General features: G+C 40.2%; 27 protein-coding genes. 12 read left to right on the top strand and 15 right to left on the bottom strand.

Annotated elements, in window-relative coordinates; all coding sequences use genetic code 11:
* The first annotated feature begins 200 nt into the window (after positions 1-200).
* Genes ACN222_RS29265 through ACN222_RS29235 form a run of 7 tightly spaced genes read left to right on the top strand, consistent with a single transcriptional unit; the run spans position 201 to position 5,479 of the window.
* Positions 201-902, top strand: a complete 702-nt coding sequence (locus ACN222_RS29265) for a DUF305 domain-containing protein (RefSeq protein ID WP_010993922.1) — start codon at positions 201-203, stop codon at positions 900-902.
* A gap of 56 nt (positions 903-958) precedes the next feature.
* Positions 959-1,135 (top strand): YHS domain-containing protein, encoded by a 177-nt coding sequence (locus ACN222_RS29260; protein WP_010993921.1) that lies wholly within the window; start codon positions 959-961, stop codon positions 1,133-1,135.
* A 16-nt stretch (positions 1,136-1,151) separates the two neighbouring features.
* Positions 1,152-3,326, top strand: a complete 2,175-nt coding sequence (locus ACN222_RS29255) for a heavy metal translocating P-type ATPase (RefSeq protein WP_010993920.1) — start codon at positions 1,152-1,154, stop codon at positions 3,324-3,326.
* 35 nt (positions 3,327-3,361) lie between these two features.
* On the top strand, positions 3,362-3,592 hold the full coding sequence (locus ACN222_RS29250) for a DUF2933 domain-containing protein (RefSeq protein ID WP_010993919.1): 231 nt from the start codon (positions 3,362-3,364) through the stop codon (positions 3,590-3,592).
* A 27-nt stretch (positions 3,593-3,619) separates the two neighbouring features.
* The gene (locus ACN222_RS29245; RefSeq protein WP_010993918.1) at positions 3,620-4,273 is read left to right on the top strand and encodes a methyltransferase family protein; all 654 of its coding nucleotides are present in this window, start codon (positions 3,620-3,622) and stop codon (positions 4,271-4,273) included.
* A gap of 21 nt (positions 4,274-4,294) precedes the next feature.
* Positions 4,295-4,990 carry a TVP38/TMEM64 family protein gene (locus ACN222_RS29240; RefSeq protein WP_010993917.1) on the top strand — a complete coding sequence of 232 codons (696 nt, stop codon included), beginning with the start codon at positions 4,295-4,297 and terminating at the stop codon, positions 4,988-4,990.
* A gap of 15 nt (positions 4,991-5,005) precedes the next feature.
* Positions 5,006-5,479: a universal stress protein gene (locus ACN222_RS29235; protein WP_010993916.1), complete on the top strand. Its 474-nt coding sequence runs from the start codon at positions 5,006-5,008 to the stop codon at positions 5,477-5,479.
* Between the two features lie 22 nt (positions 5,480-5,501).
* Here the strand turns inward: ACN222_RS29235 and ACN222_RS29230 are convergent, their stop codons facing one another.
* A complete protein-coding gene (locus ACN222_RS29230; protein ID WP_044520278.1) occupies positions 5,502-6,830 on the bottom strand; it encodes a hypothetical protein in 1,329 nt (442 codons plus the stop codon).
* A gap of 32 nt (positions 6,831-6,862) precedes the next feature.
* Positions 6,863-7,957, bottom strand: a complete 1,095-nt coding sequence (locus ACN222_RS29225; protein WP_010993914.1) for a cysteine synthase family protein — start codon at positions 7,955-7,957, stop codon at positions 6,863-6,865.
* An 861-nt stretch (positions 7,958-8,818) separates the two neighbouring features.
* Between ACN222_RS29225 and rppA the strand changes: the two genes are divergently transcribed.
* Both rppA and rppB read left to right on the top strand, forming a co-directional pair.
* Complete coding sequence (gene rppA, locus ACN222_RS29220) at positions 8,819-9,514, top strand: two-component system response regulator RppA (RefSeq protein WP_010993912.1); 696 nt, start codon at positions 8,819-8,821, stop codon at positions 9,512-9,514.
* Positions 9,511-10,911, top strand: a complete 1,401-nt coding sequence (gene rppB / locus ACN222_RS29215) for a two-component system sensor histidine kinase RppB (RefSeq protein ID WP_010993911.1) — start codon at positions 9,511-9,513, stop codon at positions 10,909-10,911. Before rppA ends, rppB begins: the two co-directional genes overlap by 4 nt.
* 157 nt (positions 10,912-11,068) lie before the next feature.
* Here the strand turns inward: rppB and ACN222_RS29210 are convergent, their stop codons facing one another.
* The 4 genes from ACN222_RS29210 to ssb form a co-directional block, all read right to left on the bottom strand.
* Entirely contained in the window at positions 11,069-12,016 is a 948-nt protein-coding gene (locus tag ACN222_RS29210) for a ParB/RepB/Spo0J family partition protein (protein ID WP_010993910.1), read from the bottom strand.
* Entirely contained in the window at positions 12,013-12,783 is a 771-nt protein-coding gene (locus ACN222_RS29205; RefSeq protein ID WP_010993909.1) for a ParA family protein, read from the bottom strand. The genes ACN222_RS29210 and ACN222_RS29205 overlap by 4 nt, the downstream gene beginning before the upstream one ends.
* Before the next feature lie 137 nt (positions 12,784-12,920).
* A complete protein-coding gene (locus ACN222_RS29200; protein ID WP_010993908.1) occupies positions 12,921-13,340 on the bottom strand; it encodes a hypothetical protein in 420 nt (139 codons plus the stop codon).
* A gap of 73 nt (positions 13,341-13,413) precedes the next feature.
* A complete protein-coding gene (gene ssb / locus ACN222_RS29195) occupies positions 13,414-13,797 on the bottom strand; it encodes a single-stranded DNA-binding protein (protein ID WP_010993907.1) in 384 nt (127 codons plus the stop codon).
* Between the two features lie 235 nt (positions 13,798-14,032).
* Here ssb and ACN222_RS29190 point away from each other — a divergent pair, with 235 nt between their 5' ends.
* Both ACN222_RS29190 and ACN222_RS29185 read left to right on the top strand, forming a co-directional pair.
* Complete coding sequence (locus ACN222_RS29190; protein WP_010993906.1) at positions 14,033-15,208, top strand: hypothetical protein; 1,176 nt, start codon at positions 14,033-14,035, stop codon at positions 15,206-15,208.
* Positions 15,209-15,249: 41 nt separating this feature from the next.
* Positions 15,250-15,945, top strand: a complete 696-nt coding sequence (locus ACN222_RS29185; RefSeq protein ID WP_010993905.1) for a hypothetical protein — start codon at positions 15,250-15,252, stop codon at positions 15,943-15,945.
* Positions 15,946-15,948: 3 nt separating this feature from the next.
* Here ACN222_RS29185 and ACN222_RS29180 read toward each other — a convergent pair whose 3' ends face one another.
* From ACN222_RS29180 to ACN222_RS29160, 5 genes are all read right to left on the bottom strand, one after another.
* Positions 15,949-16,620: a hypothetical protein gene (locus ACN222_RS29180; RefSeq protein ID WP_010993904.1), complete on the bottom strand. Its 672-nt coding sequence runs from the start codon at positions 16,618-16,620 to the stop codon at positions 15,949-15,951.
* A gap of 78 nt (positions 16,621-16,698) precedes the next feature.
* Complete coding sequence (locus ACN222_RS29175) at positions 16,699-17,574, bottom strand: AAA family ATPase (RefSeq protein WP_010993903.1); 876 nt, start codon at positions 17,572-17,574, stop codon at positions 16,699-16,701.
* Positions 17,571-18,467, bottom strand: a complete 897-nt coding sequence (gene holA / locus ACN222_RS29170) for a DNA polymerase III subunit delta (RefSeq protein ID WP_416365147.1) — start codon at positions 18,465-18,467, stop codon at positions 17,571-17,573. The genes ACN222_RS29175 and holA overlap by 4 nt, the downstream gene beginning before the upstream one ends.
* 186 nt (positions 18,468-18,653) lie before the next feature.
* Complete coding sequence (locus tag ACN222_RS29165) at positions 18,654-19,436, bottom strand: hypothetical protein (RefSeq protein ID WP_010993901.1); 783 nt, start codon at positions 19,434-19,436, stop codon at positions 18,654-18,656.
* Positions 19,437-19,524: 88 nt separating this feature from the next.
* A complete protein-coding gene (locus ACN222_RS29160; RefSeq protein WP_010993900.1) occupies positions 19,525-21,342 on the bottom strand; it encodes a 3'-5' exonuclease in 1,818 nt (605 codons plus the stop codon).
* Between the two features lie 142 nt (positions 21,343-21,484).
* Here ACN222_RS29160 and ACN222_RS29155 point away from each other — a divergent pair, with 142 nt between their 5' ends.
* Positions 21,485-22,111, top strand: a complete 627-nt coding sequence (locus tag ACN222_RS29155; protein ID WP_010993899.1) for a hypothetical protein — start codon at positions 21,485-21,487, stop codon at positions 22,109-22,111.
* 109 nt (positions 22,112-22,220) lie between these two features.
* Here ACN222_RS29155 and dnaX read toward each other — a convergent pair whose 3' ends face one another.
* From dnaX to ACN222_RS29135, 4 genes are all read right to left on the bottom strand, one after another.
* Positions 22,221-23,510 (bottom strand): DNA polymerase III subunit gamma/tau, encoded by a 1,290-nt coding sequence (gene dnaX, locus ACN222_RS29150; protein WP_010993898.1) that lies wholly within the window; start codon positions 23,508-23,510, stop codon positions 22,221-22,223.
* A gap of 62 nt (positions 23,511-23,572) precedes the next feature.
* A complete protein-coding gene (dnaN, locus tag ACN222_RS29145) occupies positions 23,573-24,943 on the bottom strand; it encodes a DNA polymerase III subunit beta (protein WP_010993897.1) in 1,371 nt (456 codons plus the stop codon).
* A 79-nt stretch (positions 24,944-25,022) separates the two neighbouring features.
* A complete protein-coding gene (locus ACN222_RS29140; protein WP_010993896.1) occupies positions 25,023-26,015 on the bottom strand; it encodes a DUF5895 domain-containing protein in 993 nt (330 codons plus the stop codon).
* Between the two features lie 111 nt (positions 26,016-26,126).
* Positions 26,127-26,414: a hypothetical protein gene (locus tag ACN222_RS29135; protein WP_044520237.1), complete on the bottom strand. Its 288-nt coding sequence runs from the start codon at positions 26,412-26,414 to the stop codon at positions 26,127-26,129.
* Between the last annotated feature and the right edge of the window lie 33 nt (positions 26,415-26,447).

Genomic DNA, 26,447 nt, shown 5'->3' with positions numbered 1-26,447 from the left:
AAATATCTAACTAAGTGGTTGGAAAGAAAATTAGCTTAATTATTTCAAGAAAGTAAAGCTTTAAAAAGCCGTGATTACCGCTTTCTATTTGCACAATTTCATTGAGTTAATCGAATATTTTTTATCTCACAAGTTCCTCACAATCTCTCGATAATTTCATAAATATAAGTTGTGTTTAACTCCTAAAATGAGGTGGGGTTATGAAGACAAAAACATTGTTTTATGGCTTAGCTGGTCTATTAACCAGTAGTACGCTCGCTGGATTAGTAATTTTAAATAACGCACAAGCACAGGTTTCAAACTCAGAACACAATACTCATCACCCATCTACAGAAACTAGTCCTCCTCCCCAAAGAAGGATGATGACTAATATGGATCAACATTTCATTGAAATGATGGTTCCTCATCACACTCAAGCAATGGAAATGGCTGATATCGCATTAAGTCGCGCTCAACGCCCAGAAATTAAAAAGCTAGCTCAAGCTATTAAACAAGAACAAAACCGCGAAATTCAGCAAATGAAAACTTGGTACAAGGCATGGTACGGGAAAGAAGTACCTGCAACAGCCATGAATCATCAAGGCATGATGGCAAGGCATCAGCGTATGTGCCAACAGATGAACCCAGGCATGATGAAAATGCCGATGAACTGCAACATGATGGGTATGAATGTAGATTTGGCAGCCTTGAAAAATGCACCAGATTTCGACAAAGAATTTATCCGTCAGATGATTCCTCATCATCGCATGGCTCTAATGATGTCGCAGATGGCTACTAAAAAAGCTACCAAACCAGAAATTCGTAACTTAGCTCAGTCCATCATTAAAACTCAAACAGCTGAAATTAACCAGATGCAGCAGTGGTATCAGGCTTGGTATAAATCCAACCCCGAAGAAAGTTAAATTCCGGGGAGATTTTGACCTGACAGGATTGACATCTGCTCTCAAGGAGGTCAATTATGTGGAATTTTTTTAGACGCAAGCGTCAACAAGATAGTGAAAAGACTGCTGTAGACCCAATATGTGGCATGACTGTAGAAAAGGCTACAGCATTGAAGTCCGAGCGAGACGGACAGACTTACTATTTTTGCAGCCAGACTTGGCTGCATACTTTTAAATCACAACCAGCAGGATGAAGGAGTTCATTCAAAAATGGCAAGAACTCACGAGCATCACGGACATAGACACGCAAGCATTGTACCTCAAGGTGGGATGGCGAAAGATCCTATTTGTGGCATGACAGTACCTAAAGCCACATCCTTGAAGACAGAAAGAGGTGGACGCAATTACTATTTTTGCAGCCAAACTTGCTTAAACACATTTTTAGATCCTGAGAAGGAACTTAAATCAATGCGGACTCGCGTCACCATTGCGATGACGGGGGTACTATTTTTAGCAATTCTGCGAGCGGCTGCATTTTTGGGACTGGCAGCTGGTGTAAGTATCTTAAGCTGGGTGCCGATTTCTGCTCTACCCTGGTTCACTTGGGGAGTCTGGCTTTTTATCCTGGCTACCCCTGTACAGTTCATTGGTGGCTGGTCATTTTACGTGGGAGCGTGGAATGCCATCAAAAGCCGCAATGTAAACATGGATTTCCTGATTGCTTTAGGAACCAGTGTTGCCTATTTCTATAGTGTGGCAGTGATTTTCTTTCCTAATGCTCTACCTGTTGGAGTTGAGGAACGTAGCGTTTATTTTGAAGTTTCTGCCGTCGTCATTGCCTTTGTTTTACTAGGCAAGTATATGGAAGAAATTATCAAAAAGAACTCATCGGCAGCAGTACGCAAACTTCTAGATTTAAAACCTGCCACCGCCAGAGTCATCCGAGATGGTATGGAGATGGAAATTCCGGCAGAGCAATTAATGGTGGATGAAACAGTTGTTGTCCGTCCGGGAGAAAAAGTACCGACGGATGGAATTGTGCTGGATGGATCTTCATCTGTAGATGAGTCAATGCTGACAGGGGAGTCACTACCAGTAGAGAAGCAAGCCGAATCTGCGGTGATTGGTGGTACTTTAAACAGAACCGGACTTTTCCGTTTTCGGGCGACTCGTGTGGGGGCGGAAACGGCTTTAGCTCAAATCATCAAAATTGTGGAGGAAGCCCAGACAAGTACGGCTCAAGTCCAACGGTTGGCAGATAAAGTGACGGGTTATTTTGTGCCTGCGGTTGTGGGAATTGCGGTACTGGCATTTCTCGGTTGGTTACTTGTCGGGAACTTTCCGCAAGCTTTACTGGCATTTATTGCTGTGTTAATTATTTCTTGTCCCTGTGCTTTGGGTATTGCTACTCCCGCCGCGTTGATGGTTGGTGTGGGTAAGGGAGCAGAAGGCGGGATTTTGATTCGGGGTGGTGAAATTTTAGAACGAGCTGAAAAGCTCTCTACCGTAATTTTCGACAAAACTGGAACTTTGACTCGTGGTGAGCCTAGTGTGACGGATATTGTACCCTTGGCAGAACGCCCAAACGATGAAATTCTGCGGTTGGCGGCGGCGGTAGAAGCGGGTTCAGAACATCCTTTGGGTGAAGCAATTGTGCGAGCAGCCAGACATCAGAGGCTAGATATTCCCAAGGTGAGTAATTTTGAGGCAATTCCCGGACATGGGATTCGGGGAGCAATTAATCGAGATAGGATTTTGCTGGGTAATCGCCGCTTGTTCCGCGAGCAAGGCTATCAAATAAATCCGGCAACAGAAGAGATATTGACTCGTCTGGAATCTGATGGTAAAACAGCCATGCTGGTTGGTTGTAATGGTTTGTTGATGGGGATTGTAGCAGTAGCCGACACCATCAAACCTGAAGCCAAGGAAGCGATCGCTGCTTTGCGTCGGGAAAAGGTCAAAGTTGTGATGCTCACTGGAGATAACCAGCGTACTGCCGAAGCGATCGCTCGTCAACTAGGAATCGATAAGGTAATTGCTGAGGTATTACCCGGTGATAAAGCCCAAGTCGTTAAAGATATTCAACGACGTGGCGAAGTTGTGGCAATGGTGGGAGATGGTGTTAATGATGCACCAGCCTTAGCAACTGCTGACATTGGGATTGCTATTGGTTCTGGTGCAGATGTGGCCAAGGAAACAGGCGGCATCATTCTGGTTAAAAACGATGTGCGCGATGTTGTCACATCAATTCGCCTATCTCGTGCCACGATGCTCAAAATTAAACAAAACCTATTTTGGGCATTTATTTACAACTCCATTGGCATTCCCATTGCTGCCTTCGGTTTACTCAACCCAATGATTGCCGCAGCTGCGATGGCTTTGAGTTCCTTGTCAGTGATTGTTAATTCATCACTGTTGAAAGGATTCAAATTGTCAACAAATTGAATTGCAATTGTTAACTGGATTGGGGGAAAAATTCTATGAATCATCAATCTAGTCAAGATAGTTGGTGGAGATCGCCCGCCAAAATAGCCTTATATATTTTCCTGGCCATTGCTGCATTTTTTCTCATCACTGAACACTTAGCACATCTAGCTGGAATTCTCCCCTACTTGTTACTTTTAGCCTGCCCATTCATGCACTTATTTATGCACGGAGGACATGGTGGACACGGCGGACACAGTGACGGAAATGATCGTTCATCTCGGTAAAAAATATCAATCAACAGGAAATAAGAAATGAACAACGCACCCGCCTACGGTCTTTGGTCTTTGGTGATTATCAACTCTTTGGTATTTATTATCTTTGCCTTCAGCTTTACAAAACCAAAAAGTCCCCGTGATTGGCGAGCCTTTGGTGCTTTTTCTGCCTTTATCATGGCTTTGTTCACTGAAATGTACGGCATACCTTTAACAATTTACCTACTTTCAGGTTGGTTGCAAAGCCGCTATCCAAAGTTGGATTTACTTTCCCATGATGTAGGACATCTCTGGTGGACAATGCTGGGTATGAAAGGCAATCCTCACTTTAATGTGTTGCATATTTTGAGTAACATCCTCATTTTTGGTGGGTTTATCTTATTGGCATCAGCTTGGGAGGTTCTGTACAAAGCCCAGCGTTCTCACACATTAGCTACTACTGGCCCTTATGCAACAATTCGCCATCCCCAGTATCTAGCTTTTATCAGTATCATGTTTGGTTTTTTGCTTCAGTGGCCGACAATTCTCACATTATTGATGTTTCCGGTGCTGGTGTGGATGTATACACGACTAGCACGCCAAGAAGAACGTGAGGTACGAGCAGAATTTGGCGAAGAGTACGATCGCTATGCCAGCAATACACCAGCTTTTTTCCCTCGTCTGGGAGACAGCACCAAGAGAAGTAATACCTAAAATATTGGGAGAACTAAGTAAGTGAAAAGACAGGAAAGAATCAAAATCCTGTTTAATCGTCAAAACGCCTTTGGGTTGGCAATTTTGCTCCTATGTTTAGCCGTCTGTTATTGGCTATTGAATCCCCAGTTGAATTTATTAACACCAGAAGGATTTAGACAAACTGTAAAAAATTTAGGGTTACTTGGCCCATTTGTCTATATTGGTATCTTGGCTTTATCTGTAGTTATTAGTCCTATTCCCAGTGCGCCACTCGCAGTTATAGCTGGCACTATTTGGGGGACATTCATGGCAGGAGTTTACAGCATCATAGGAGGTTTTCTAGGTGGTTTAATTGCTTATTTTTTGGGACGAACTTTGGGGCGATCGGCAATTAAAGCTTTAACAGGTAAAATCATTTATTTCTCAAAAAACAAAGGAGAGACCTATCTTAGCTGGTTAATTTTTATTACTCGGATGTTGCCAATATTTTCTTTTGATTTGATTAGCTATGCTGCGGGAATAGCTGGTCTTTCTTTCCCTAAATATGCAATTGCTACGTTTTTAGGTATGATTCCTTCAACATTTTTGCTGACATATATGGGAGAAGCATTAAGCGTAGGAACACCTTTAGGAATGGCTATTTCTGTTATTTTCCTCATTGTAATTATAGTGTTGCCTTGGTTGATTCGACGCTATAACTGGCTAGGAATGAGAGATATTGTGCGTATGGAATAAGATAAGGAGTTTTTTATGTTTCAGAAAATTTTAGTGGCAATAGACTGTTCTAAAGTTAGCAAGCGTGTTTTTGAAAAAGCACTTGCTCTGGCAAAACTCACAAAGGCTAACCTTATGATATTTAACGTTTTATGTCCTGAAGAAGAGGGATATCTAGATACTACTGACATTTTAAATTACTATGATCCCGATAAAGACAGTGAAGCTGCACAACACAGCCAAAAAATGTTAGATAAATTCTCCCAGCCAAAGTTAGAGATGCTGCATTTATATACAACAGAAGCAACAGCAGCAGGTGTAGAAGTAGAATACAAACAACACGTTGGTCAACCTGGCGAAACCATTTGTGAATTTGCTCGGAATTGGCAAGCAGACTTGATTGTAATTGGACGGCGGCGTTGGCTTTCTACTATAGAAGAATTTGTTTTAGGTCGTGTTAGCAACTATCTGCTTCATCATGCTTTTTGTTCCGTGTTAATAGTGCCATAGTTGCTAGTCAAAATTAATCCAATTATTTACTCTGAAGCGCGAAAAAAAGCACTATTATTTCACCAATTACACCTGCAAGCATTCCATAAGCTGCTGAATTAGCTCCGCTATGTCTGGTAAAAATTAGGGTTCCGCATACTACTAAAGTCAAGATTGCGGCAACCAGTGTTGCCAAGTTAATGAACCAGTTCTTGCCTTTGTGAATCAGTAGCCCTTGAAAAGTATTTTGCAGAGCCAAGAGCAGGGGTAAACATGAGAGTATTTGTATAACTGGACGAGATGCGTTTACAAGAGAGGGATTATTACCCAAAAACTGACGCAGTAAAAATAATCCTTGATCTGTATACCCCAGAAAAAAAGGTATCAAAGTAAAACTTAACCCGACAATAATTACAAAAGCAGCAAGTGTTCGCCTGGAAGTTTCTTCATAAGCAGAAATTACCACTTGTTGAATCATACGTGTACCGTTAGCGATCGAAAGAAGTAGCCCCCAGGCCGCAGGCCAAACAGCAAGTGCAATGCTACCATCGAATGCGCGTGCAATCAAACTCAAGAGTATTGCTCTTGCACCCCAAACCAAAAGCATGGTTGAGGCTAAAGGAAGATAGTAAAAGGTAACTTCACCAAAGGTTTGAGGCAGTTTCTTAGTTTCAGAATATCCTTGTTGATTAAGAATAGAAATAGCACCAAGACGTAGACCAAACCATGTAACCAGCACCGCCTCAATGAGTATTGCTCCCATCATGGTGATACCTGCTAAAAATGCGCCATCTAACCTCAAACTTACTCCCACTGCTAGCGTCACAATTACCCAAGTCAATCGCGCTACACTTGCCCAACCTACAGCTATGCTCTTGTGAGCGCGGATCAGTAACCCTTGAAAGAATCGCCGCCAAGCAATCACGAAAGGCCACAGGAACATTAGCAGAAAAGCAGTTCTTCCTCGTGCAGCGATTGATGAGCTAACGCCGAATAAATCAAGCAGTAGCCAGTTATATAAGGGTTTCCAAGTGAGGAACAGAAAGATACCACTCAGAGCTAGTCCCGCAATTACCGTAAACTGCCAAAGTACGCGACGAGATTTAGCTTGGCCTCCCAGTGCAGTTGAGGCATGAAGAATCATGATAATGGGGCTTTCCAGAAATACGGCAACTCCTTTGACTACCCCGACTCCAGCTAATGTCTCTTGCGGAAAAGATAGGCGGCTAAGTGCAGATGTCTGAAGCGGATCTCCGAGAGTCATTGCCACATCAGATAGGGAAAGTGGAATAAACTGCTTCAGTAGTGCTAGTAGCGATCGCCCTGAAGCTGTATTATTACCTTCCTGTCCCTGCTGAGGTGAAATGTTCATGATTTTTTTCAACATTAATCTATGATGAGCCACTAAAAATACAGAGGAGTCAGTGAGGCGATCGCATCATCAAGATGTTCCCCCTGTTTCAAGGTAAATCCATGATGATCAAGCCAATCGGAATCGTAGACTGTCTCAAGGTATCTATCCCCTCGGTCTGGATTGATCATCAAAATCCGCGCACCCGCACCAAGAGAGCGCGCCAGATGCAAACCACCAGCGACAATTGCCCCTGTTGATGCACCAAGAAGCAATCCTTCACGACTTGCAAGTGCATGACACACCGAGTAAGCCATATCCTCTGGTATCACGTAAGCGCGATCGAGCATTGAAATATCCAGATTTGGTGGAAAGAAAGATAACCCAATACCCGTCATCTTGTATGGTTTGGCTGGCGTTCCCATAATCACTGAACCCACCACATCAACGCCAACAATACGTATTTTGGGAAATCGCGGTAGGAGATAACGAGCTATTCCCATTATTTGTCCCGCCGTGCTAACACCTACCACGACAGCATCAAGTTCACCAGCAAAGTGGGCTTCAATTTCCCGCGCAGTGTAGTATGAATGTGCCTCAGTATTCCAAGGATTCAAGTGCTGACATGGATACCAAGCATTAGGGATAGTTGCGGTAAGCTCATGCGCTCGTTTCATTCTCGCCTTTTGCATAGAGCCTGATTCGTCTGCTTCATGTAGCGGTACATCCACAAGTTCCGCACCATATGCTTTCAGCATTCGTCTAAACGGTGGCGCAGTTTTGGCATCGACAACAATAATCACTCGATACCCTCGGACTGCTCCTACCATTGCTAAACCAACGCCGAAATTTCCTGAGCTTGACTCGATAATCGTACCACCAGGTACAAGTAGTCCTTCTTCCTCCGCACGCTTGACGAGGTAAACTGCATTTTTCTCCTTAATTGATCCTCCAGGATTGCAGCTCTCAAGCTTTAATAAACACTCTGATTCAATACATACACGGGATATGTTTCCAAGCTGTACGATCGGGACATTTCCTAGTGCCTGGGTAACATTGGCAGATACAAAAAGATTGTATCTCTTACGATTGTTGTATTGCGAACTAGAAAAGTTCTCGGACGATAAAGTTTTGGGAAAAGAATTCATATTGAATATTGAAACAAATGAGGAAATTACTGTGGCTGCAACTTTGTAAACTTGCTTACTTGCTAAAGCTCTCTTATGTCGTATTTACAGCCTAAATTTAGTGATATTTGTAATAAACTTGATGTCATGTACAAATGTCTTGGAATACCTGATTAAATCAGCCGCCCCAATTATTGGTAGGTTTGCTTTTGTGCTATGGCAATTGGTGTGTCAGCTTTACGGGGCATCACTCCTAGTTAATAATCAATATCTAACAGGTTTATTTTTTCAAGCCAATTCTCAGAAATGCCTGTATTCATTCATGAATAGACTCGATATTTCTATCCTGAAAGATAAATATGAAATTAAGATGAAATTTCAGATATTGTCTTAAATAATTTCCAAAAATCAGTAGCTATGATTTTCTCATTGTCATTAAATTGACTTCCATGATTTGCTTTGTATACACTATTGCTTGCATGACGATGAAGCTTAAGTTAATGGAGGGTTTGTTTGTATAGCGTCAAACTCGAATATGAGAAAAATAATGCTAATGAACTTTCTTGATGTGACAATGAACACCAATAGTTTATAAATCAGTTTATAAATTTTCGGGAAATAGCTGGAATTTCATCTTAGTTTCATCTTTACCTGTCAAAATAAATAGTGACTCAATAGACTCTTGCAAATACTTAGTTTCTGTAACTCCTCAAACTAAGACCACACCTATTTTGGCAAGTCAATCTACTGAGTCCTTTTTCACTGTTAACATTTTGCTATTTCAAAAAAAATTCTGTAAAATTTTATACTTAAATTTTATATAAATGTACAGATGAAAAAGTTTTTAAAAAGATATCAACTTACTGTTGACAGGTGAACTCTATGAGAGTGTTACTAGTCGAAGATGAACCAGATTTGGGTGCTGCTATTAAGCGAACTCTTACCCAGCAGAAGTACTTAGTTGATTGGGTACTCGATGGTAATGATGCCTGGGCATATCTAGAAAATCAGTGGACACAATACACGCTAGCTATTTTCGATTGGATGTTGCCAGGAATATCAGGATTAGAGTTATGCAAAAGGCTACGTTATCGTCAAAGTCCTCTACCTGTTTTAATGCTGACAGCTAAAGACAGAATGGAAGATAAAGTGACTGGGCTGGATGCGGGTGCAGATGACTACTTGGTAAAGCCATTTGGGATGGCTGAATTATTGGCTAGATTGCGGGCATTGCAGAGGCGATCGCCCCAATTTCAGCCCCAAGAATTAACTGTTGGCAACTTAACTCTAGATTACGGCAACAATATGGTTGTTAGTCAAAATAATACAGGCAAGAAACAGGAGATTTCCTTAACTAATAAAGAATTCCAGTTACTAGAGTATTTTATGAAACACCCAAACCAAATTGTAACTACTGAACAAATTCGTAATCAGCTTTGGGAAGTGAGTGCAGAACCCATAAGTAATGTAGTAGCTGCTCAAATGCGTTTGCTGCGACGCAAACTAACCAACAGTGGGTGCGGGAATATGATTGAAACTTTGCATGGTACAGGATATCGTCTCAATCTCACGCCATGAATCAAAATAAACTGTTTAAGCAGACCCGCCTGCGTTTAGCCTTGTGGTATGCGCTCGTTATGGCTTTGATTTTAAGCCTGTGCGGATTTGGTATCTACAGAGCGATTTCCCATGCCCATTGGATGACATTAGATCGAGAACTGGAGTCTGTTGCCGGAACACTACATGACAGTATTGAATTAAAATTACAGCAACCTGGTGAATTAGAACCAGTTATACAGCAGCTTTTACCCAATATTTGTGTAGTTGATAAAAGCTGTATTCAAGAGCAGTTAAGTTCCAAACGCCATATTTTAAGCGCAATCAATCAAGGTAATTATTATGTGCGTTTTTTCGATAATTCCGGACGCTTGATTGCTCTAGCCGGAACTTATCCAGAAGGGTTACCCGTAGCCTTTAACAAGGAACTTTGGCAAACTCTGAAAGACAGCAAAGGACATTTCTACCACCAAATTTCTTTTGTTCTACACACCCAAGACAATCGTGATTGGGGTTACATTCAAGTAGGGCGAAGTCTGGCAGACTTCAACAGTTATCTTGTTGCTGTGAAGCTCATTTTAGCATTGGGATTACCAATGGTAATGGCTCTGGTTGGTGTTGCTAGTTGGTGGTTAGCAGGGTTAGCAATGCAGCCAATTTATCGCTCATATAGACAAATTCAACAATTTACAGCAGATGCTGCACACGAATTACGGACACCTCTAGCAGCAACACAAGCGACAGTAGAATCAGCCCTTTTGATGCCCCAAATAGATGAAATAGAAGCACGGGACATTCTGCAAACTCTACAGCGTCAAAATCAGCGACTCACAACTCTGGTTACAGATTTGTTGCTGCTGACTCGTCTGGATCGTCAACCAATGCCAATGCAACGAGATATTTGCTGCTTGGATGATATTGTTAACGACTTAATAGAGGAATTTGCAGCCTTGGCGATCGCATCTGATGTAACATTAACATCTTCAGTACGGATGCCAACTTCTTTGGATGTTATTGGTAATGCAGATCAGCTTTATCGCTTGTTTTCTAACTTAATTATCAATGCGATTCAATACACGCCAAAAGGAGGAAAGATAACCGTTTACCTAGATCGCAGTGACCATTATGCTGTGATTCAGGTTCAAGATACGGGTATTGGTATTCCGCAGCATGATTTGACTAAAATTTTTGACCGCTTCTATCGAGTCAATAGCGATCGCTCTCGTAGCACTGGCGGTTCTGGTTTGGGATTAGCGATCGCCCAAGCAATTGTTTTGGCACATCACGGCAGCATAGATGTGCAAAGTGAATTTGGTAAAGGTAGCACATTTACTATTAAGTTACCTTTCGATGTCCGTCCACTTGATAGCGTTCGCTCTATTTACCCATTTAAAATGCTATATCGTCGCTCACATTAATAACAGTAAAATTGGTACTGTTGGAAAAACTTTTAAAGACAATTACCATCCAAACTGTTTACAAGCCTTTATAGAGTAAACTGGCTTTGGTTGATCAGGTTCTATTAGCTGGAATTTTTTTGAGAGCACCTGAACTGAATTCTTGGATCAAACCGAGTCAAGAAGCATCCTCCTTCTTTTCTTCTAAAAGTGCTTCAATTTGGTCAAAAAGACGATTAACTTTTTTTACTTTTTTCTCGTCATCCCAGATTTTGCTCTTAAGCAGTGATTTGTATATTTTGCTTGCTCTTTCTTTATTTTGTTGCTGGGGAGACTGCGGCTTGTTTTCTGATTGAATTGGGAGAATATCCCCCACTAACTCTTTGATTGCAGATAATGACAGATTTTCTTCAATAGCTTTTTTTAAAATATTTTGCCGCTTTTTATTATCCTTGATACGTGCAATCACTTGTGCTTTTGTATACTCGATTTGACCCTTTTCAAGGGTGATTTGGATATCTTGAGGAAGTTTGAGTAGAGGAAGGCGGTTGGATACAAACGATTCCCAAGATATCTTGCCTATCTGGAGGAATATTGTTTGTATAGCAAGTGCTTCTTCACTAACCATAACGTTATGGTTAGAATTTCCTTTTGTCTCATTATTCATCTGATATAGAAGAGAGACCACCGCTTCTTGGTCAAGATCGAGTTCTTCGGCAAGTAGTTCGAGAATTCCGATAGTTTCCTCATAAGCGTTGAGGTCTTCCCTCTGGAGGTTTTCAACTAAGCGGAGTTTGCGAGCTTTTTTCTCGTCACATTCAAGAATGACTACAGAAATTTCCTCAAGTCCTGCAATTTCACAAGCTTTGAGACGGCGTTCACCAGCGATAAGTTCGTACTTGTCTTCCTCAATCTTTCTGACGGCTATGGGTTCTAATAAACCCACTTCCTTAATGCTGTTGGCGAGCGATTTGAGTTTTACAGGGTCAAAATAGCGACGGGGCTGACTCGGCGGAAGGATGATTTGGGATAAAGGTAAAGTGGAATCGGATAAGGATTGTTCTTCTTCGTCTCCAAATAAATTATCGAGTCCGGTGAGTTTTTCTAGTTCGCGTTTTTGGCTCATAGTTGAGTGATATATTTTGTGATTTCTTCGAGTATGCTAACTGCGGGGTGGTTTTTTTTGTGGAGTGCAAGTGGTAGATGTGCTTGGGTTGCGTCAGGAAAAGCTGTTGATTTAGGAATGGGGGCAGTAACATGTATCCGTCCTTCAACCTGTTGTTTAATTTCTTCCAGTATTCCTGTGTCTTGAAGATTACGATTATCGTATTTGGTTGGAATTATACAGGCAATTTGTAATTTCTGGTGTCCTCCTTTTTTAAGCCGGGCAATTGTTTCTAGCAGTTGATTGGTGCCAAGATAGCACTTGTATTGTGTCTCAACAGGAATAATAACGTGTGAAGCAGCTACTAAGCTCATAATGCTTAGGATTCCTAGAGAAGGCGGACAATCAATCAAAATATAATCATACTGGTCAAGTACATTTGAGAGTGCAAACTTGAGCCGTTGGCGGTTGTCGATGGTCAGGTCATGGAAAATTTTTTGCTCCGTACCTGCCAATTGTATATTTGTAGGCACAAGGTGCATCCCGTAAATGGGTTTTTCCCATACATAGAGGGGAGTTTCTTCAGCGATCGCGCCATAGATAGTTTGTTCAGTTTGCAGCTTGACTTCTCCTAATCCCATAAAAGCTGTTAGTGATGCTTGTGGGTCCATATCCACAAGCAGTACACGATGTTTTTTAGCAAGGTGGTATCCAAGATTGTGTGTAATAGTTGTCTTAGCTGCACCACCTGACTGATTGAAAGTGGCAATTATTTTGGTTGATGACATATATTAATGAAGCGATTTTGTGAACCCATGTCAGCGATTCTACCAAACAGTGGATTTTTATTTTGGATTTTTGAAAAAAATAACGCTAGTTCAAACCAGTAAACCTGTCTGGACTAGCATTATTCAGTTAGTTGGTTCTAAAATGGAGGTTCTTCGTCTAGGTCTTCATTTGTCGAAGTAACGTTATCTTCGAGTAGTTCCTTGGCAAAATCGGGAGTTTCAGGCGAGTGAGAGTTTTTGCTAACTTGGGTAAGTTCGTTAATCGGTTGTGCTGAGATAAAGTTTTTAATTACGAATGTGGCAATCTTTTCTTTGTACTCACCCCTGTTATCTACCACTAAATCAAGATATCCTTCTGCTGTACCATGTACGCCTTCCCCCTGTTCGTTGATAACGACAGCAGGTGCGCCCTTGGAACGGAATGGTATCTCGTCAGTAACGACTCCTTCCTTGGAACGGTAGTAGAATTCAGCAATCCCAAAAGCAATCAAGGAACCTTCTTTGTCGTGGGTTGTGTTCACTGATTTAAGATTAATAGTTGCAGTATTATGAATCATGGTCGTTTGATTTGTAGATTGATTAGATGGTTAATCGCCTATGATTTATACTGCATAGGCGATTTGTAATTTTCTAGAAATTTGCGTTAGCTACAGCCTGTGTTTCGTTTGGTGCAGAAGTGGATGTAGATTCTTCTTTACGGGGTGAACCTAATAATTCGATGGTGTTGATTGTGATTACAGGTTTTTGTCGCATAGTGCCAGAATTTTTATCAGCCCAACGATCAAATCCAAACTCACCAGTAATTGCAATCTGAGTTCCTTTACGAACGTAATTTCCAATCACTTCTGCTTGATTTCCCCAAGCGACTAAATCAAACCAAAGGGCTTGTTCACTTCTGTAGGGCGGTCTTACTGCAATAGAGATTGAAGCCTTAACTGCACCCGACTCGAAAAATTTCAGATCAGGTTCTTGTCCACATCTGCCAACTAGCATGACTTTGTTGATATAGTTCATAACGCGAGAATTGATATATTTCTTTTATTGCTGCGTCAGCATTAGTTCTTTTAGGATTTATCATTTTGACGAATTGTTTTATTTAAAGCACACTTTTTGCTTCATACTTATGAGTTATTTTTTATTTCTGTTTCTCATAGCATTGCGGTTTTTACTAAGGAACGGCTAATTATCCTGTGCTATGGTGGGATTGCAAATGTCGTGGTATGTATCTAAAAATTATAAGTAATGACTTATGCTTGAATATCTTCTCTTGAAGCGAGTAAGTATTTGTAAGCTGATGCTCTTGGCTTTGATGTGGATACAGTTCGATGAAGACAGCCAAAACCAGCTAACTCCTGACTACTCCTCTCCTTTGCAAGTAGAAAATCTTACGTGGTTAGGAGAAACATCTGTTGGAGAAGAGGTCGAGCATTTTTGTGATGTTTCCAATACCGCTAGGATAGGCGTTTGGGGAGAAATCCTAGAACTGAAGTTAGTAGATTTAGTTACTGATTTACCAACTTGTTTGCACGATGCTTCATGGTTTGCTCTACTGGCAATTACTATGATGTTGGTGGATAAGGAATTAGATGGGATATGCGTACATCCACAAGATGAGTATTTTGCCCGGACTATTGCGCTAAAAAGTTTGACAGATTTGGGTGATTCTTACTTAGCTAAAGGACATCCTTATTTAGATTTTCCTTTATCATTAGAAGATGCTAAATCATTACTGCCAGTTAATAGAAAACGAGAGCTAGAAATCGAGTTAGAGAAATTTCTTATTGATACTTATGAAGACGATTTTGATGATGAAGCACCGGATATTAGTGAATTTTCATCCATTTATTTGAAAGATATTTTCAAAAAATTTTTTGCTAAATCTGACTGGCAAGGTGATATCAATCAAGAGGCAGTTGTACAGCTTCAAGAAAAGTATGGCTCACAATATTCAGAAGGTGCGTTCTCTCCTGAAACTAAGGAACACGAACGTTGGGGCAAAACGCTTGTTTTTCTAAAACAGTTTATAGGTCTGGATTCTAGTTTTATCGAAAGCCAAAGCGATTTATTCCTTGATCAATCTCAAGCAGCTGATTTACCTGATTACTTCTGTATCAAGTCTCATTTAGAGCGTTGGCAAGACCGAACAGTAATTTTATCCCGGTTGGTTCATACTTTAGTTTATTTTTTGGTGGCAGGACAAAATTATCATCCCAGTCATATACAAGATTTGATGGATATTCCAGCTTCTTCACGGGCTATATCCAGCCTACAAGCTTGTTTGGGTGTAGCTGCTTACAGAAGTGGTTATTACATGGCTGCTTCAAATATTCCCGAATCAGAAATTGGGCGGAACTGGTTGCTACAAAAAGCTTTCCCTAACCTGCTTGATTTTTATCAAACAGGTCGTTTGAATGGAAAACAATAATTAATATTCTGCTGTTGGTTAATAAAGACAAATTTATATTTATGAAAATATACTTATTTATAGGATTATTCTTACTGGTTGGATGTTCATCTCCAGAAAAAGAAAATAAAGTTTCAGCTATAGAATCGAATCCTTCACCTACACCTTCATTATCCTCAGCTAATGTTAATAATGCTACGCCGTCGTTAAATTCAGAAGTGTTACCTGATTTATCAAATAAAGAGAAGCTTGGAGAAATTAGTGCAGAAAACGACTTAATTGACTCGTTTTATTTTGATGGTAATGGTGTAAAAGTAAGTTTGACTGTAGCGGCTGATAAAGCTTGTTTTCTCTACGTGCGGCGCAGTACTCCAGACCGAGTTGGTGAGGTTGAAATTGAGTCACTACAGCGCGAAAAATTAGGTCTATGGCGTTCGTATAATACTCAGCGTTTTCTAACACAACCTGCTGGCAATAGACTAAGCGTTTATTCATCAAGTGAGGAACTTTCTTCTACTTATGAAAATCCTGCCGTATCACCAGAAATTATTGTAGCAGCAAAAGAATTGAAGGAGCATGAAAAATCATTTAAATTACTTTTGCGTCAGGACTTGGGGGCAAGTGATTCAGCAAGACGAATTTATGTCAATCAGTGTCAGAAATTAGGCAATTTTTATTACAAGGAAGAACTTCCTCCTCTCACGGACAAAGAGAGGAAGGAATTTGGGAGGAGTGTTGAAAAAAGTACTAACAATTAGTTATTAAAACAGTGACAATTGCTCCATCTTCGTATTACTTTCAGTTGAATTTGCTGTAACAGGGTGTTTGTTGTTATTTGAAGACTTCTTACCCCATCCCTCTTTCGCCGCGTGTTTGACTACACGAGAACGAATATCAGCAGCAAGGGTTTCATAATCAGAGCGAATTTTGTCATACGAAACCGGAGTTGTACCAATCTTCTCCCAGAGGTTTTCATAGTTAAAATTCTTGAAAGGTCTGTGCCTAACGAGGGCATCATAACTTGCCCAGAGATAAACATCTGTCCATTCAGATGATAGCGGCACTTCAAAAGCAATTGGCATCATCAGTGCAACGACTTCGCTGCTAGAGGCGAGTTTACCTACTTCTCCCTTGTCTATCTCTTGTAAAGCTGCGTCTAATCTATCAACTGCGATCGCGCGCCAAACCCAAGTGGGAATTGACTGTTGCCAGCCGTTCTGCTGAGTGACAATTGGCCCAGCGATGTATTGAACAATTTCACGACTTGCTCCTGCTAGATCGAGTAGGCTGGCTGTTACAGCTTTGTTAATCCCTTGACTGGTTAGTAACTGAAGTATCTTTCTAGTGCTAGGGTTTAATATTTCGCTGGTTTTTTGGTTTTTACTGTTGCGGATGGTTTCTTCGACATTGAATAAACTGTGTTGCTGGTTCATATCTTTTATGTGTAAACAAATACTGCCAGCTAGAAATACTTCTAACTGGCAGTGCTTTTTGATAATGAGTGTATTTTGCTATGGCAGAAGTAGGCTATCCCAAACGCTTCTAGGAGTAACGTGATGCAGCAATTGCTTTCTTGCTTGAGTGAATTTGGCTAGTAGCATAGTGCTTTTTAATTTCTGCCACCAGTTGTATTGCAGGTAGGTAAGCAACCATAACTGCGTTTGGTGATTCCAGCTTGAGATGCAGTTACTCAAACTGAGTGCCTTGAGGATATCGTCAGGAGGTACTTCGAGTTGGCTTGTGATTTCTTGTGAGATGGAAGCTAACATTGTCATGTTGGCGATCGCTTGACCAGGACTGCCCGAACTGATAGCTAGTATTTTTTCTGTTGCCTCAATCTGTTGGTCTTTAAGGACAGAAATAACCTCCTCATCAGTTAACCTTTGGAAAGGTATGATTTGACACCTACTCTTGATAGTGAGTAATAGCTTTTGAGGATAGGATGATATCAGAATAAACGTTCCAGTTTTAGGTTCTTCCAGCGTCTTAAGAAGTTTGTTAGCGGCAGTAGGGTTGAGCATATCTGCTTCGTGGATAATCACAACCTTTTGCTTGCCCTCGACTGCACTAGTTGAGAGAAATTCAATTACCTCGCGCACCTGTTCTACTCGAATAGCAGGTACACCTTTCTGCTGGGAGGTGTTTTCGGTATAGCTTGGTTTGATTTGTAAGATGTCTAGATGTTTAGATTCTCCTGCGATCGCGGAGCGACTTCCTCTTGAGAGTATTGCATTTGCAAATGCCAAAGCAATTTTTCCTTTGCCCACTCCCTCAACTTCGTTGCTAAATAGGTATGCGGGAGCAATTTGATTACGTTCGATTGCTTCAGTTAGTAGAAGTTTGGCGGTATGCTGTCCGATGATTTCTGTAAATAAGTCGTTTTTCATATCGTGCAAATTTCGATAATTCGGCTAGTTAAATTGTTAGTGCCGCTTTTGAGTTCCGTTTCGAGTTGTAAAAGTAAGGTAAGGCTATTTTTCAGTTTTTGAACGCCTACAAACTTGATTTCATCTTTGAGGTAATACAATCTTTTAGGGTTCTTCAATTCGGCTATTTCTGCAATCTTCATGTCAGATAACTTAGCTTCTACGCCAGCTTTAGTTATTAGCCAAGTACGAAAAATTGACGTAATAGTTGCTACTATTTTGAGTGGATGTTCATTACTATCTAGTAGTTTATCCACTTGTGCTATTGCCAAGTTTGAATGATTCCTTAACATAGCAATAGTAAGCTTTTGGTAGTCAGTATTGTGATTACTAACTAATTGTTTTATTTCCTCAAGGGAAATAATTTTTTCAATTGCATAGACAGCAAGTTTAGCAAATTCGCTATCGGCTCTTGCAGTGTTATTACCAATTGCTTCGACTAGATAATCAGTCACATCCGGTGTAAGTTTAACTTGATGGATAGCTGCATACTTTCCTATCAAATTAACTATCCCCTTTTTATCCCAACAAGGAACGAGAGGAAACTCTTCTTGTTGAGCATATTTTAGGATAGTTTTTACTACTGTTCTGCGGGAATCTGGCTTTTTGTTACTAGCAATTAAAAGAATGTTACTTGCAGGTATTCGAGAAAGTTGATTTTCAAGTTCTTGGTTATTATCCTCATTTGATAAACTTTCAATTAAATGATCGCTGTCTGTATGAACAATTTTGTTACCATCTCCAAAGGGCAAAGTCATAACCTCAGTAAAAACCTTGGCAGTGATATTTTTCTCATTTCCAGATAGCTTGATGTAGTTGAAATCTTTCCATTCAGCATGAACATTTTGATTCACCAAATGGTTAATTTTTTGATTGAGCGAATAGGTATCTTCGCCGTAGTATAGGTATACTGGCATTACAAGTTAGATAAACATCTAATTATCATGCGTTAGTTATAAGCAGTGGTTAAAAAAAGAAGAGTTAGTATTAACTCTTTCTGCTTGCTTGGCATTTATTATGTGTGACCAGTAAACACTTACTTAAGTTTGTACTGGTTGTACGAAATTTTGAATTGAGTCTTTATCAATATGGTTATCTACTGGTTTATTACCCAAGTATTTGCGCCAAGAATCTAACTGTTGAAGATACTCTATTACTCCACTATAACCAGCTACCTCGTATAGTGTAATGGCTGTTTCCCATTCCTTTAAGTCGGCTTGTTTCTCTGAGAGACTTTTGACTATAGCTTCGGGAAGTTTAGTGTCTTTACCAGTATCTAAATTTAGCTGCGATGTGTTTTCTAGTAATATTTCTTGTCCAGATAGAGTAACACCATTATCTTCTATATTTGTAGTATGAAGTTGAACACTAATTTCTGATAAAGGAAGAGTATATTGAAGAAATTTTTTAACTTTTTTGGTTTGAGCATTTCTCCTTTTTGGTTTAATGATAACTGGGTTGTTTGGTTCTGTAACTTCGTAACATTGGGGAAGTTCTAGAGAGAGTTGACCTGTTAAGTGCCATGATGCACTTCGTTTTTCTGGTGGGGTAATGCGATAAGAAAACTCAGCTGTTTTCCTGGGGTCGCCAGACTTTCTTAGTTTGACCCACATGTTGTAGCTGATAATTCCTTGGATGTAAGTTTTTGGGTCTAATATTACTGGGTTTGTGTTTTCCCACCACTCAATTTGAACTACGCGATCGCCATCTAATTCGTAGATAGTTCTAACTCTGGCATTAGGATGAGACGAAAGGAATGAGTTTACCCAAGCCCTTTGCTTTTTATTAAGTCTGGGCTTGCGAGAAGCGGATTTATTTTTCATTAGTTACAGACAAATCAGAATGTATGAATTTGAAAAACCTTTATATTTAGTGCCTTCAAAATTTACCTAAAATCTCAACTTTGTTCATTTAGAAAAGAGATAATTGACGTTTGTTACTTTCTAGTGTTGTAGGAGCAGCTATTTTGAGAATTTCTTCTCGCCTTTTTTCAATAAGGTGAAGATAGTATTGACGTGAGTAATTCTCATTACTGCTGATATTGGTTATGCCGCTAATTCCGTAATAGTAAGTTACTACATCTCCAGGTTTCCCTAGTTTGAGTATTTCTTTTTCGCCCTCTTTAATCTTGCGTGTAATTGCAAGTTTTTCTTTTGGATATTCCCTTGATAAAATCTGGGATTTGATGTGTGCATAATAATCTTCTGCTGCTGATACATTTTGAATTAGCAGGGTTAAATACTCAATAGAAAACTCTTTCTCTAGTTGAGAGCGATCGCGGTTGCGCCAGTTGCCTTTAGTGATGATTTTCCCGTCTGGAAGCCATAAAAGGTAATTTTTGGTTCCCCGTTCGGGGATAAACATAGCGTCAGCGATAAACTCTAGCTTGACAGTTATCCCTTTGGGCAATTGAGATTGAAGTAAACTACGTACCTCTTCTGGGTTGGGATGTGTGAAGAACACTCCATCTGTGTCAACTTCCACAGGAGTACCGCCGTACCGCGTGATAATTTCAATCATTAGCTTGAGTACTTTTCGACTGTAGGCTGTAACTAATGCAGCAGCCTCCATATCATTGAAGGCGAGTTCAGAGGTGCCTAAGAATCCAAATTCGGAGTTAGCTAAAACCTTGACTGATTCTCTTTTTTCCTTAGCAGCAACATCTCCAGCAGATGCAAGTTGTTCCAACCTAAATTTTTCATTTACCAAATATTGCAGAATACTTAGCCCAATACGTTCTGTATCTTTAATTGAGCAAATACCCTTGTCTAGCATTGCCCAAGGATGCATTGAGCTAATATCTGCATATCCAACCCTTCTATACAATCCAGGAATAGAGTAAGCCATCCCTCCTTGGAATTTGTACTTGCGATGGGGTTTTGGTTTATAACCTGGATAATGATGCTCAAATATTCGTTCCCATTTAGTACCATTACCAGCAAGTGTTAGCTGCTGGAGATTCATTTCCGGTACAATTAGTGCTTCGTAATAGTATGAGGGTACAAGTCTATTTGCAATTAGCCGGGTGTCTTCAAGGTCGTAAATAAGATATTCTTTTAGCCGTTTCCATCCCTTGCTATTGGGGCCATCTTTCCAACAAGCGAGGATTTCCTCATAGGGAAGAACTAGCCTGGTGTTCTGGCGCAGTCCCATGTCCAATACAGCCTTTTTGAGCGATCTGCCGTTAGTTAGCTTTTTGGCTATGAAATCCCACCTCAGAACGCAGATATAAATGTCTACGTGTTGGCTATTTCGGATGAACACCTCCTGAATTTTTAGTGGCTCGCCCCGTACTTGGGCGGTACGAATAGTCCGAGATTTGGATGCAACTTTAAATGGGTGTTTTATACCGTGCAAGTTGCATCGAGTAATAATAAATGGAATATCAAATGCCATCCCGTTATATGTGAAAATTACATCTGGATTTCTTTTACTGAGATGGTTGATAAATTTGGTTAGTATTTTAGCTTCTGAGATATCCATGAAAATAGTAGAATATCCCCTTGAATCCATACAACCAATAGCATAAATACGGCTTTCAAATGAGTTGATTCCTGCTGTTTCGATATCAACAAATATTTGTGAAAGTTCCTGGTATGGCTTGAGTTGTATTTTGGGTTGCCAAGGTTTTATTGAAGAGGGATCTTTCCAATAAATGTTTAGTTTGTCTTCATCGACAACGATTATCCCTCTAGATTTTCTCACAAAATCTCTGTGGTTATAACTCATTAATTAGAGATTTTCCTAACTTCATGTTGATATTAATTTTTAACTATCAACTTAACTGCGTATGCTGCTGTGGTAGTAAATGTTAATTTATTTGGTTATTTGATTAAATAAATACAGAAATAAATATGGTTAATCAGTACTTATGAATGAATTAAGCAATGAAACACGAGTGATTTTAATTGGTGGCTCCTCTCATGTAGGCAAATCCACCCTTGGCCAATCTTTGGCGGCGAGGCTTGGTTGGAGTTATCGTTCTACAGACAAACTCGCTCGGCATCCTGGACATCCTTGGGTGGGTGCAAATAGAAATGCTATTCCAGAACACGTAGCAGAACATTATGGAACTTTGTCTGTTGACGCTCTTTTTGTAGATGTATTGTCGCATTATGAGAAAAATGTGTTACCGCAAGTCGAGATTATCGTTCATTCTCATGCGTCTGATTTATCAACGGAATGCCTTATCCTTGAAGGCTCTGCATTATGGCCTGAATTTGTAGCGAATTTAGTTAGCGAAAATGGTGTTAAAGCGATTTGGCTTACGGCTAGTGACCAACTCTTCTCTTACCGAATCTTTAGTGAAAGTAATTTTTATAATGTAAGTGAGGATAAAAAGTACCTAATTCAAAAGTTTTTAGACCGTACCTTATTATATAATAAACGCATGAGGGAGAAGGTTGAACATCTCGGATTTATATGTATTGATGTAGAATCTGTGTCAGTGGCAGACGAACTTTCAAAGAAATGTATGGAATTGATGCAGGTTGCCTAAATGAGAGTATTTTAATAAATATTAAGCCCTTTAGTAGTTTTAGCATTTTAATTGTTACTAAAAAACTATAAATTGAGGATTATAACTATAGTTATAACCCTCGTTAAAGTTAAGCTTGCTGTAATTGTTTTTGTTGCAGCTTTTGGACAGCTTCTACCCAAGCAGGTGCCTTTTTACCATTAATAGGTGTCAGCTTTTGCCAGTGTTCTTGTAACTGCGCTTGTGTTAAGTGGGGTAACTGTTCCTTGCCCCAGTTAATTGCATCTTGAGCAGTTTTCCAATCTTTCCAGGGTTGTGATTGGTGACTACCCTTGTTGGTTGGCACTATCTCGATAAGTGTAGCTTCCAACCAAAGGTGCGCGTCTTCATCCCGCATGAGACTTTGGCGTGCCATTAAGATTGCGATCGCGTTTCGGATCTGGTCGATATTCCACAACTGCGAGATACTTACTAATTCCTCCCAGGTGTCCTGTTCTAGCTGTGTAAGATGTCTGCCATTGGGATTAGTTTTGCACACAAGTAAGTCTTTGAGGAAGTTGACAAGACTTGTATGGATAGCAGTTGGCTGTTTACCAGATTCAATCCAATCTTGAAGGATGCCTAAATTCCCCGTAATTTCTCCTTTGATGATATTTTCACAGACGGTGAGTAGATCGTATTCGGGAATAGTGCCTGATAGTTCCCAAACCCAGTTATAGGTAATTTCCTCTTCACCTAGTAAGGTTAGCTGATCTAACAGTTTGAGTGAGTCGCGCAGATGTCCCTTGTTTGCTTTAGCTACGGCGGTAACTGCTGATGGCGCAATGTTGATACTTTCCTGGTGAGATATTTTTTCTAGGTAGCTTGCAACTAGCGAGACAGGAACTCTCTTAAAGTCAAACTTTTGGCAACGGGAGACAATCGTTTCTGGAACTTTGTGTAACTCGGTTGTGCAGAAGATAAATACTACATGACGGGGAGGGCTTTCAATGGTTTTGAGGAGTGCTTGCCACGATTGGCTACTTAGGGCATGACATTCATCAATAATGAATATTTTGAATCTACTCTCCACTGGTGCAAATTGGGTAGTGGATATAAGCTCTCGGATCAGTTCTACCCCACTATTGCTTGCTGCATCCAGTTCGGTTACATCAACAGAAGAAGATGCCGTAATTCCCTTGCATGAATTGCATTCTCCACAGGGCTTAGTTGTCGGCTCATTGCTTGATTGACAGTTAAGAGATTTAGCGATGATGCGGGCGGTACTGGTTTTACCTGTACCTTTGGGGCCACTAAATAGGTAAGCAGGTGCAATCTTTTGGAATGCGATCGCATTTATGAGAGTGCGAACGATATGTTCTTGCCCAATAACTTCACTAAGAATCTGGGGACGGTATTTGAGATGTAGTGGTCGGTACATAGTTCTTTCCAATGATTTATTTGAAATTCCTCCTACCAGTTATCTGGTAGGAGAGTTTGCTTTTATACAGAAGCAGCCTCTTTCTTGGCTCGTGTACGCGAACTAGGCTTACTTTTGTTACTAGCTTTGGCCTCAGCTGTTGATGTCTCTACTTCAGAGGTTTCACCATTGCTTTCCGTTTGAGAAGTCTGAGTATTATTTATGGCTTCTTCTAGTTCGGCTACTACAGTAGTTTCTGTTGTTTCCAATGCTTCAGGAGTTTTCTCTGCTGTTGTCGTTTTGCTTGGGGTGGATTTATTTTCAAACCCCTGCTTAATTTCTACAGGCATTACTAGATACAACTGATTGAGCAGTCCTCCCATTGGGCAGATAATGACTGGTTGCGTGGGTTTGTTACACCGCACCACGATTTCATCAGTACTAATGTGCTTTAATCCTTCGAGAAGGTAGTCGATATTTAATCCAATACTGATGTTTTCTGAATGATTAGTTGCTGGTTTCATCAGTACCGAGTCAACTGCATCCCCGATATCAGTAGCTTCGGTGTATAGTGTTGCCTGTGTAGCTTCCAATTCCCAGAGAATTTTGACAACCTTTTGCTTGCGTTCGGCTAGATAACTTACCCGCTTCAGTGCGCTCTCAAATCCCTTGCGTTCTAATGTAAATTCATACTCAAATGTTCTGGGAATCAAGCTATTGATTTTGGGGTATTCTCCCTCTAAAAGTCGGGAAATGACTTTTGTGTGAGGAAGACTAAACTCAATAGTTTTATTTGATAGAAGAATATTGCACACGCTTGTATCAGCACTTTGAGAGAGAATTTTGCTTAACTCACTAAGTGACTTACCTGGAACAGTAAAGTCAATTGGGTCAGAATATTCGCTATCAAGTGTTCCTGTGACTAGTGCTAATTTGTGACCATTTGTACTAGCAGCTTGCCACTTATTAGTATCAATTTTGAAGTTGACACCAGTTAGAACTAACTTTGTTTCGTCACCATTGGTGCAATATAGTGTCCCTTCAAGTGCGGCTTGGAGTTTCTTGGCACTTAAATTTACTTCTATTGGATTTTCTCCTTTGGGAAGAGTTGGAAACTCGTCAGGTTTTCCGCCAATCAGACGGCATTTACCGCTATTGTGAGTAATTATGCAGGCTTGGTTTTCTACCTCTAAGGTAATTTCTCCTCTGACATTGTTAATAGTGTCAGTTAATAGTTTGGCTGGTAGTGCTACCTGACCTGAAGTTTCTACATTAGCCGTAGTTGTAGTATGAATTGTGAGGTTAAGGTTTGTTCCTGTTGCTGATACTATCCCATCTTCATTTGCTATCAGTAAGATATTTCCTAAAATTGGGTCAGTGGGCTTAGGACTAATTGCGAAATAAGCGGTTTCTAGAATTTCTGCGAGTTTAGATTGTTCAATGCTTAGTTTCATTTGTTATTTTGCTTTTAGTAGATGATGTTTTAACGGGTGCTATTTCTAGCACCCTTTTGGGTTACATGAGATACTTGTTTTAGTAGGGCAGTTCTTCCATCTCAGTACTGTATGCTGTATAAGTTTGACCTGCTGTACTAGGAGGAAGTGCTGCTACTGGCATATCAGCTGCACCTACCAGGCGATTATGTTCTGCTATAACAGTTGATGTTTTACCGATGCGATGAGAGAATTCGGGATTTGCCTGCATTGTTGTTTGGATATCGATTTCTTTGCCTTCTGAGAAGAATTCAAGAAAATCGCTGCCATCGGGGTTCGGTGATTTATAGGAAGTGACAACTGCTACCCAAGATTTATCTCTTTGGTTGACTGCTTCTTTAGGTTCAAGAGATGGCGTAAAGGTGGGTTGAAATACACCGAGACGATGAAACTCTGCACGTTTTTCAGCAACAGTCGTATCAGTAAATCGGGCGAATGCAACCTCTAGTTCGCGTTGGAACTGTTTATAAGCCTCGCCAAATTTTGATGATGCAACGCCTTTAATTGATAGGACAATTGGTACTGAGTGCAGGTTATGATTATTTTCATCAACAAGTTGCAACAAATAAAACCGTCTCAATACTGCGGCATCTTTGCCAAGTGCTTGGTACATTTCGTACCCATCAGGTGATTCGTACACTCCTACAATCTTGCCGTCATCGCGCTGTTCAATGTATCTGGGAGAGACATCAAGAATGTGCATCCTGGGCGATTGCAACAACACTCCCATTTCTGGCGTGCCACTAGAGAAAGTGTGCTTGTGTGTAGGTTCTTGTCCTTGCCAGTTAATTGCTGCTAAGTATTTATCTTTGATAAACAACCCGACTTTTTCTGCTTCCATGTGGTTAATGACTTGGCAGATGCAGATGTTACTAATCGGCGCATTGTACTCAGGATTTGCAAATTTAGAAATAGCTAATTTACGCTTTTGTATGTTTGTACTATTCTGAACTGTTTGTTCAGGGGGTTCAGACTGGGATACTGTGCTTTCTTCAGTAGCAGAATTAGTAGGCTTTGTTTGATTCCTTGCCATAATTTTAATTAATGGAAATCAATATTTAATGCGTAAAGCAAAAAGTCGTTGTAAAAAATAAAAGTCGTCTGTTATTAAGACGACTTAAAAGATTGATTGATGCTTAGTTATTTAGATAAACTTTTCATCACACTCTCCCCTTAAGTTTGTAAAGCTGTCAATGCAATTATCTTCCTGAATAATTTCAGTTTTAGTATTTATAAGTGTCTGGTATATTTGCTGAAGACTGATGATAATTTGTCTAAGAACAGATGTGTTTTCAGTTGTGAAAGTCAGTGACACAGATGCCATGCTTGAATTATGAATTGCGACTGTTTGTTCTTCAGGAGATCCATAACTGGTTATTTGACTGTCTTTACCAGGAATAAATCTATAAGAAGCAATAGTTTCAATTGCCATATTTATCTCCTTGTTCGTTGGGGTTTGATTTCA

Source organism: Anabaena sp. FACHB-595 (genome assembly GCF_048568275.1).
Taxonomy (GTDB): domain Bacteria; phylum Cyanobacteriota; class Cyanobacteriia; order Cyanobacteriales; family Nostocaceae; genus Trichormus.
The sequence above is the reverse complement of the archived record's forward strand: the minus strand, read 5'-3'. Positions and strand labels throughout refer to the sequence as shown.

Excerpts from the sequence above, each read along its gene's own strand:
- ACN222_RS29265 (WP_010993922.1), top strand. The coding sequence starts at position 201 with ATGAAGACAAAAACATTGTTTTATGGCTTAGCTGGTCTATTAACCAGT.
- ACN222_RS29260 (WP_010993921.1), top strand. The coding sequence starts at position 959 with ATGTGGAATTTTTTTAGACGCAAGCGTCAACAAGATAGTGAAAAGACT.
- ACN222_RS29255 (WP_010993920.1), top strand. The coding sequence starts at position 1,152 with ATGGCAAGAACTCACGAGCATCACGGACATAGACACGCAAGCATTGTA.
- ACN222_RS29250 (WP_010993919.1), top strand. The coding sequence starts at position 3,362 with ATGAATCATCAATCTAGTCAAGATAGTTGGTGGAGATCGCCCGCCAAA.
- ACN222_RS29245 (WP_010993918.1), top strand. The coding sequence starts at position 3,620 with ATGAACAACGCACCCGCCTACGGTCTTTGGTCTTTGGTGATTATCAAC.
- ACN222_RS29235 (WP_010993916.1), top strand. The coding sequence starts at position 5,006 with ATGTTTCAGAAAATTTTAGTGGCAATAGACTGTTCTAAAGTTAGCAAG.
- ACN222_RS29230 (WP_044520278.1), bottom strand. The coding sequence starts at position 6,830 with ATGAACATTTCACCTCAGCAGGGACAGGAAGGTAATAATACAGCTTCA.
- ACN222_RS29225 (WP_010993914.1), bottom strand. The coding sequence starts at position 7,957 with ATGAATTCTTTTCCCAAAACTTTATCGTCCGAGAACTTTTCTAGTTCG.
- rppA (WP_010993912.1), top strand. The coding sequence starts at position 8,819 with ATGAGAGTGTTACTAGTCGAAGATGAACCAGATTTGGGTGCTGCTATT.
- rppB (WP_010993911.1), top strand. The coding sequence starts at position 9,511 with ATGAATCAAAATAAACTGTTTAAGCAGACCCGCCTGCGTTTAGCCTTG.
- ACN222_RS29210 (WP_010993910.1), bottom strand. The coding sequence starts at position 12,016 with ATGAGCCAAAAACGCGAACTAGAAAAACTCACCGGACTCGATAATTTA.
- ACN222_RS29205 (WP_010993909.1), bottom strand. The coding sequence starts at position 12,783 with ATGTCATCAACCAAAATAATTGCCACTTTCAATCAGTCAGGTGGTGCA.
- ACN222_RS29200 (WP_010993908.1), bottom strand. The coding sequence starts at position 13,340 with ATGATTCATAATACTGCAACTATTAATCTTAAATCAGTGAACACAACC.
- ssb (WP_010993907.1), bottom strand. The coding sequence starts at position 13,797 with ATGAACTATATCAACAAAGTCATGCTAGTTGGCAGATGTGGACAAGAA.
- ACN222_RS29190 (WP_010993906.1), top strand. The coding sequence starts at position 14,033 with ATGCTTGAATATCTTCTCTTGAAGCGAGTAAGTATTTGTAAGCTGATG.
- ACN222_RS29185 (WP_010993905.1), top strand. The coding sequence starts at position 15,250 with ATGAAAATATACTTATTTATAGGATTATTCTTACTGGTTGGATGTTCA.
- ACN222_RS29180 (WP_010993904.1), bottom strand. The coding sequence starts at position 16,620 with ATGAACCAGCAACACAGTTTATTCAATGTCGAAGAAACCATCCGCAAC.
- ACN222_RS29175 (WP_010993903.1), bottom strand. The coding sequence starts at position 17,574 with ATGAAAAACGACTTATTTACAGAAATCATCGGACAGCATACCGCCAAA.
- ACN222_RS29165 (WP_010993901.1), bottom strand. The coding sequence starts at position 19,436 with ATGAAAAATAAATCCGCTTCTCGCAAGCCCAGACTTAATAAAAAGCAA.
- ACN222_RS29160 (WP_010993900.1), bottom strand. The coding sequence starts at position 21,342 with ATGAGTTATAACCACAGAGATTTTGTGAGAAAATCTAGAGGGATAATC.
- ACN222_RS29155 (WP_010993899.1), top strand. The coding sequence starts at position 21,485 with ATGAATGAATTAAGCAATGAAACACGAGTGATTTTAATTGGTGGCTCC.
- dnaX (WP_010993898.1), bottom strand. The coding sequence starts at position 23,510 with ATGTACCGACCACTACATCTCAAATACCGTCCCCAGATTCTTAGTGAA.
- dnaN (WP_010993897.1), bottom strand. The coding sequence starts at position 24,943 with ATGAAACTAAGCATTGAACAATCTAAACTCGCAGAAATTCTAGAAACC.
- ACN222_RS29140 (WP_010993896.1), bottom strand. The coding sequence starts at position 26,015 with ATGGCAAGGAATCAAACAAAGCCTACTAATTCTGCTACTGAAGAAAGC.
- ACN222_RS29135 (WP_044520237.1), bottom strand. The coding sequence starts at position 26,414 with ATGGCAATTGAAACTATTGCTTCTTATAGATTTATTCCTGGTAAAGAC.